At 42.6% G+C, this 7,533-nt stretch carries 6 protein-coding genes; 1 reads left to right on the top strand and 5 read right to left on the bottom strand.

Annotation, left to right across the window (positions count from 1 at the left end):
* Nucleotides 1-496 precede the first annotated feature (496 nt).
* The 4 genes from D5281_RS19240 to D5281_RS19225 all read right to left on the bottom strand — a co-directional run bounded on the left by D5281_RS19240 (nt 497) and on the right by D5281_RS19225 (nt 4,990).
* The gene (locus D5281_RS19240; protein ID WP_160561697.1) at nt 497-1,243 is read right to left on the bottom strand and encodes a DUF6033 family protein; all 747 of its coding nucleotides are present in this window, start codon (nt 1,241-1,243) and stop codon (nt 497-499) included.
* 141 nt (nt 1,244-1,384) lie between these two features.
* Entirely contained in the window at nt 1,385-2,476 is a 1,092-nt protein-coding gene (locus tag D5281_RS19235) for a hypothetical protein (protein WP_160561696.1), read from the bottom strand.
* Nucleotides 2,477-2,707: 231 nt separating this feature from the next.
* A complete protein-coding gene (locus D5281_RS19230; protein WP_160561695.1) occupies nt 2,708-4,426 on the bottom strand; it encodes a carbon starvation CstA family protein in 1,719 nt (572 codons plus the stop codon).
* 42 nt (nt 4,427-4,468) lie between these two features.
* Nucleotides 4,469-4,990, bottom strand: coding sequence for a hypothetical protein (locus D5281_RS19225; protein WP_160561694.1), 522 nt, complete (start codon nt 4,988-4,990; stop codon nt 4,469-4,471).
* A gap of 387 nt (nt 4,991-5,377) precedes the next feature.
* Here D5281_RS19225 and D5281_RS19220 point away from each other — a divergent pair, with 387 nt between their 5' ends.
* A complete protein-coding gene (locus D5281_RS19220; protein ID WP_160561693.1) occupies nt 5,378-6,760 on the top strand; it encodes a GGDEF domain-containing protein in 1,383 nt (460 codons plus the stop codon).
* A 22-nt stretch (nt 6,761-6,782) separates the two neighbouring features.
* On the opposite strand, the gene D5281_RS19215 is transcribed toward D5281_RS19220, so the two are convergent.
* On the bottom strand, nt 6,783-7,526 hold the full coding sequence (locus tag D5281_RS19215) for a response regulator transcription factor (RefSeq protein ID WP_160561692.1): 744 nt from the start codon (nt 7,524-7,526) through the stop codon (nt 6,783-6,785).
* Between the last annotated feature and the right edge of the window lie 7 nt (nt 7,527-7,533).

The raw sequence follows: 7,533 nt of genomic DNA, 5'->3' as shown, positions 1-7,533 counted from the left end.
TCGACATACAATCACCTCGTCATGTTTATACCTCCATCATAAAACATGACGATGAGTTAATCAAGTGCAAAATGGTGGTTTTATCAATAAAATTCAGGGAATTCGGCTAAGTGTGGCGAAAATTCATCGTCACGTTTTCGAGAATCCGGGGTTGAAAGTATGCAATTCTTTCAACCTTTCCTCCATTCCGAAGCGTTTAACGCCTATAAACGCTTTTACGCTCCGCGAGAGCGCTTATGATAGCAAGCGCTGCCACGTTTCCTCAAGTACACTTATTGTATCAAACGCTGCCATGCTCCACAAGAGACGCTTATTGCAGCAAACGCTGCCGCCATGCTCCACAAGAGGTGCTTATTGCAGCAAAGGCTGCTACGCTCCCTCAAGTGCACTTATTGTGACAGACGCATCTCGCTTTACGAGTCGGCTTATTGTAATAAAAATACCGGGGCCTCATCTTATTAAGACGCCCCGGTAAACAATCCATCTGCAAAAAATATTACCATCTTGAATCAAAGCGCTGCCCTATCATTTTTTCCGCATCGGTCAGCACGGAATCGCTCATGCCCTCATAAATAACATCATTGATTTTCTTTATCAGTTCTTCTATAGAAGATGCTGTCACCGTAACCGTATCCGCATTTTCCGTATTTTCGGCATGCTTTTGGGTCAGCTTTTCCTCGGCTGCTTCTTTTGCCTCCTTTTTGGCCGTTTCTTTCTTCTCCTTCGCCTTCTTCTCGGCATTTTTCTTGATCCGCACTCTCTGTGCTGCTAACGATTTGTCAACCACCGCAAAGAAAGAAGCATTTCCGCCATCATTGATCTGCATTCCAAATGATTTTACTTTGGATGCATTACTTCCAAGACTCTTTTGCAGCTGGGGAAGCTTCACGCCTGCGCTTCTAATCACTCCCTCGTACTGCTTGCGGAAGTTCTCGTCATCCGCCATTTTCTCTATCTTTTCCTCATCAATCAAAACTACCATCTTGTTAGGATTGGCATATCTTCCGGCCTGAGCCTTAGCTGCTGCTTTCATGTCGCTGCTGACAAGAATGAAATCCATGTTTGAAAATTTCTTTTTTAATTCCTCGTAATACTTCTGGGCCTTTTCGCTGAGCTCTGGCTGCCCGATTGTCCTGCCGTAATTTCCGGGTTTCTTCTCACTATTTGATGTTTTTGAAGTCTTTGATTCCTCATAGGCTCCAATTGCCTGCGCATTGCTTTCCACCTGGGCTAATATACTCATATTTTCTCTCCTCCTTGATTTTTCGTAATAGTCTCTCAAACCGGATACAAAGAATCCTTTGAGTCTATTCATAATCGAAATCCTTTTCTTTCCATATAAAATATATCGGCTGAAATTAAATTTTTTAAAGACTTTCTCGCCTTATATTTCCAACCATTTCATAAACCGCTCCATCTGGCTGTCCATCCAGGCGTCCGATAAGCTGCTTTGCCCCTTCAAGCTCTCAAAAAATGAGGACATATCTGTGTATACAGTTCCATAAAAGGTTTCCTGAAGAGTCGTATGATCAATTTTTTCTTTCCATGTATCATAACGGGCATGTTCCTCCTCATAGAAGGATTTTCCGTTATCTCCCGGCGCATTTAATACCTTTTCCGCCCTTCTGTGCAGCTCAATAAATTTAGACCCCCATCCTCCCTTGTTTTCTACCATATTCCGGTTTAATTCTTCCATTTCCTGATACAAATCCGGGGCCTGCTGTTTTAAATAATCCCTGATACGGCTCTGGTCTGCAAACAGCTTTGAGCCCACAACATATCCCATTTCAATGTCATAAGTCACCTTTCCGTCCTTATCCACGATGCCATTTAAACCGTATTTGGCAATGGTCTCAATAGCGGAAAGAAAATCCGCCGCATGTTCCTCATCCAGATAATTTTCGGCAAGATACTTTGCCTGCTCCAAACCAAAAGCAATCTGGTCTGTCCACTCCTTTTCAGACATATCGCCTATCTGATGGGGCATTAAATAATTCTTAATAATACCAGTTACTGCGCCAACCACCTTATCATCTGCATTTTCAAGGCTGTCATATAACATTTTGTTTGTCTGTACATTGGGGATAAAAATTCTATGGGTGTTCTCTAATTGGACAATTTCTTTTTGAAATTCGGCGTTCTTTTTCTCCTGGGCCGCTTTTTCTTCCTCCGTAGGCTCCCAGACGCCTTTGGTATGCTGTTCCCTGATACTATCCGCAAGGGCCTTGAGTCCATCTCCTGAAAATTGCACCAGCACATTATCGCCATATTGGGCTGATATCTCATTCATAGCGCTAAGGGCTTCCTCTTTGGTCATTTCATCCATGACTTTATTTCCCTGGGCATCTACCGTATTAAATTCATACTTCACCAAGGTATCCTTCTTTTTGACAAGCTCATTCCCGTTTCCATAGCTTTTAAGGGGCTCTGTCCCCATGTAAAACTGACTGTAGCTCTGACTGATATTCACTGACATAATTTTCCTCCATGATTAAAAATTAGAAATCCATTTCTATATCATTATATCGTCCAAATAGTGTAAATCTTTATGAATTTGTAACCAAACTTATCTATTTTGTAATAGAAATTACAGCCAAAATGCGTAAACCGCTCCCCTATGCTTAGCCAGCCAGCCGGCTTATTATATAAAAAGGCTCTGCAGTGCCATGCCCTGCAGAGTCTTTTGTTAGGTCATATATAACTGTTCTTAAGCTGTCTTTTTCTGCTTTCCAAATAAAGTCTGAACGCCCTCAATTACCAGAAGAATTGCAAGGATAATAAGCAAAACAGCCAAAATTGTCTGTGCATACGGACCCCAGTCAGCGCCGCCGGCTGAGATGATGCCAATCTGGTTCTTAACAGTAAGAACAAGAGAGCAGATTGTAACCACCATCATGAACGCCATAGGGAATAAGAACATCTTGTTGTTCCTCCCAATGTTTCCAAGCCATGTGGCAACAGCTAAAAGCCCCAGTCCTGCAAGCAGCTGGTTTGCAGAACCAAACAGGCCCCAAATCTTGGCATAACCTGTCATACCAAGCAAAATACCAATCACAACCGTAATAGCAGTTGCAAAATAAGGATTCACCAGCAGTTTCTTGTAGCCATCCTCCACATCGTTAACGGTCTGTCCCGGCTCAAGCCAGAATTCCTGGAACATGAAGCGCGCAAGACGCGTTGCCGTGTCAAGAGAGGTCAGACAGAAAGCGGAATATGTAAGGATCAACAATGTATAAAGCACATTTTCAAGCCCTGCAAGTCCGGGAATCGCAGCTACCATTGCAGCAATACCGCCCGCAAAGATGTCGGTAGCTCCCGCTGTATGGCCGGTCTGCCTTGCATAAGCAATTGCACACACCGTGAGTACAGCAAGAACACACTCAAGAAGCATGCCGCCGTAAGCAATGGGCTTAGCGTCTGATTCCTTGTCAAGCTGTTTGGAGGTAGTTCCTGAGGAAACCAGCGAATGAAAACCGGAAATCGCGCCGCAGGCAACTGTCGTAAATAAAATCGGGAATAAGTACTGCACACCATTGCCATTATCTACGGCAAAGCCTGTAAATGCAGGGAACAGCTCCGGGTCAATATTGGGATGAGCGCCAATTACGCCAACAAATGCAACCGCAAGCATTGCATAAAGCAGGAAGGAGCTTAAATAATCTCTGGGCTGTAACAAAATCCACACAGGCGCCACAGACGCAACTGCAATATAAATACCTACAATAATCATCCATGTGTTGGTGGAAAGATAAATGGGATGGAAATTCATACCAACTGCCATAATCACAATGATTGCCACAATACCTAAAACCGTAGACACAGCCATGGACATATTTCTGCGGTATACGCAAAATCCAAAAACGATCGCAATCAGGATAAACAGCAAAGATACCATAGCGACAGATGCATTAGAAGCGCTTGCCACTCTGTCAAGAGCCCCTGCCTCATCGAATTTTGCGCCAAAGGTAGTCGCCACAATAGATGCAAATGCAGCCACCACCAAAAGAAGTGTCAGATAAGCAAAAATCAGGAATAATCTTTTTGCTCTCTTACTCATATTTGCGGAAATAACCTCGCCAATCGACTGTCCTTTGTGGCGCAGGGACGCAAACAAAGCGCCGAAATCATGTACACCTCCAAAGAAAATGCCGCCTACTAAAATCCATAGCACAACCGGCAGCCAGCCGAATAACGCCGCATTGATAGGTCCTGTAATAGGCCCTGCACCGGCGATAGAAGAAAAATGATGTCCCATCAAAACTGGAGCCTTTGCAGGAACATAATCAACACCGTCTTCCATTGCATGGGCAGGTGTCTGCCCTTTACTCTCACCTACGCCCCATTGCTTGCAAAGCCATCTTCCGTAAAAGATATAGCCACACAGCAAAATGGCAACCGAAATGAGAACCAGTACTAATGTGTTCATAAAAATCGTCTCCTTTTCTTTTTGTTACAATAAGCTCACTCGCTAAACGCGACAACGCTTGTTAAATAGTACATTTTTCAAAACTTTCTCCACACATTTCCCACTTCTGTTGGTAACAATCCGGCCGCTCGTCACCTCAAATAAAGCGGCATGAAAATCCATCCATCCATGCAGAGAAAATCGAAAACTTTTGTAAAGGCGGCTTTTTCTAAGGGCCGCTTTCGCATCTTCCTGACAGGCATCGCAGATGAAAACGAGAGTGACATAAGTATACATATGCCCAGGCCCTATATTGGCCCTCCTTTGTCCGTCTTCCCATGCAAAATCCCGACATCTTTCAAATTCCTCGCAGGTAAGCTGCTCCATATTGAATAAATAAACAAATTCTTCGCAGTCTGCCTTCCATAAATTCGCCTGCCTGGAAATCACATATTTCTCCGAATGTTCAAAAAACTCACAGATGGCTGTGAGAGGATATTGTTCTCCTTCGAACATTGATATGTTGAAATAAGCGCGATAGCTTTCAAGCAGCCGGTTTACTGCGGTTTCTCTTGTATACTGCATAAATTCAACGTAATCCCTTCCTAAGGTAAAGACGTGGCTTAATTATTATACTACTAATGTTATAATTATTTCAATATTTTTTCATATTTTTTTTATAATTATTAAATAATTATTATCTTACCATTCACACCCCAGGACCGCTCATAATAACATTCGGGGCGATATTCCAAGTTTCGCTTCGCAAAAATCGCCCCTCACACCTGAATCACGTTCTCACGGAATGCGCATTCCTGACCCGTGAAAAGTAACGAATCGTTACCCAAACATAAACTTTTACCTGCAACCATCTTGTAAAAAAGAAAAGCCAATGCTATTATTTACCTAATGACATTTATCATATTCCGCATGATAAATCTACGACTCATTATACAAAGGGGAGTGCATCAAATGAACGAAAAAAAATCTAAAAACAATAAGAAAGATCTGTTGAAAGGAATACGAATACGAACCCTCAGTTTTTGGATAGTTGCAAGTACAATTCTGGTATCCGTTCTCATTATTTTCGGCATCAGAAGCGTAATGGACCAATACCATGAATTGGTGAACATGACCAATGAATATATTCATTCTCAGAACAACGTCATGAATATGTCCCTTGGCTCCCAATATTTAACGGAACAAACACGTTTGTATGTTATCTCCAAAGACAGCGCTTATGCGGATGCCTATTTTACAGAGGCGGAGGTTACGAAAAGAAGGGATAATGCTTTACAGGAGATGGCTGACCTCTTAGAGGGCAATGACGATACCTCCTTAAATCTTTTGGCCGATGCCCTGAAATTATCCAATGAGCTTATGGATGTGGAAATTCATGCAATGAAATTAGCTGCATTGTCCGTAAATGCGGATCTTACCACACTATCTCCCAGAATACAGGATTATCCCTTATCTGAGCAGGAATTACAATTAAGCCCCCAGGGAAAAGCGGATGCCGCTTACCAACTGGTCTTTGGCCCCGCTTACGGACAAATGCAGCAGAAAATAGAAAATCAGCTTTTAAGCGTTACGGAAAGTGTCATCTCTGTATGCAGCCAGCGTCAGGAAAGCAGCAAGGCTGCCATGAACCATGTGCTCAATCATCAGCTTTTTTACACCCTTTTAGTAGTGCTGCTGGTCATTCTTGCTTATGTAATGATTGCGATTCTGATTTTGAAACCAATCCGCGTTTACATACATTGCATTGAAAATAATGATGCATTACAGATTACAGGCGCATACGAATTTAAATACCTTGCCATAACTTACAATAATATTTACGAAATGGCTGCCGCCCAGCAGAATATGCTCCGTCAAAAAGCGGAAAATGACGCTTTGACAGGCCTTTTAAACAGGGCTGCCTTTGAACAGATGAAAATAAGGCTTTGTGAAATATCCCAGCCCTTTGCCCTTTTGCTGATTGACATTGATGTGTTTAAGTCAATCAATGATACCTACGGCCATGAAATGGGGGATAAGGCATTGATTCGGGCCGCAAACCTTTTAAAGGAGAGCTTTCGTTCCACCGACCATGTATTTAGGATTGGCGGGGATGAATTTGCTGTGGTCATGATGCCTATTCAGCCGTCCAGTCAAAACATAATCAGTGAAAAAATTGATAAGATCAACTATACTTTGCAAAATCCTACGGAGGATTTCCCCAAATATTCCATCAGTGTCGGTATCACCTTTTCCAGTAAGGGATATCATGATGAATTGTTCCGCCAGGCTGACAAGGCGCTGTATCAGACAAAAGAAAACGGCCGGTGCGGCTACACATTTTACACACCTTAAAGGGTGTTTAAAGTCGTTTTCTTCAGCGCAGTTCCCTGCGGCTGCTGATGCCTGTTTTTTCAAATATATTGGATATGTGCTTTTTCACGGTTGTCTCCGATATATAAAGTTCTTCTCCAATTTCCCGATTGGTGAGACCTCTGCTTACCAGCTCCGCAATCAGCTTTTCCTGTCTGGTCAGCTTTGATAAATCCGGCTTTTGCATTTCTAAAGATATATCTTTTAAAGGCACTTTTTTCAGGGGTGCCTTTGATGTCTTTTTTTGAGGCGTTTCTTGTATATCTTGTATGGAAACATCCTTTAAAGATGTTTCCTTTAAGGATATTTCCTGTAAAGATGCCTTCTTTTTAACAGCACTATCCTTTGGCAATTCTTTCTGTGCCCATAGTTCTTCCTGCTTTTTTTCGGTTAAATTATCCTCCCTCAGAATAAGATGACACACAAACCCATAAAACACGGGGCGCAGACTCAACGCAAATTCTCCCAAAAGCTCTCCCTGAGCTATTTTTCTTTGGCTTACACTGGCAAACAGCAGCACAAAGGTCTCAAGGTATCCTGCCATGATGGCATTTTTCTTAAATATTTCCCTAAATTCCTTCCAATTTGTCTTTTTTTCCAAAGAGGGCAGGCACAAAATGATACATCCCATAAGAAACATACCGATATGCTTTGGGCTTAGAAGCAGAACCGCCTCCGTTCCCAAAAGATAGCATAGCAGGATAAGATACGCCGTCACGGCTGCAAGGCTTTTTATAATCCTTTTCATAGGCAGC

The sequence above is a fragment of the Parablautia muri genome, from assembly GCF_009917485.1.
Lineage (GTDB): Bacteria > Bacillota > Clostridia > Lachnospirales > Lachnospiraceae > Suilimivivens > Suilimivivens muri.
The sequence above is the reverse complement of the archived record's forward strand: the minus strand, read 5'-3'. Positions and strand labels throughout refer to the sequence as shown.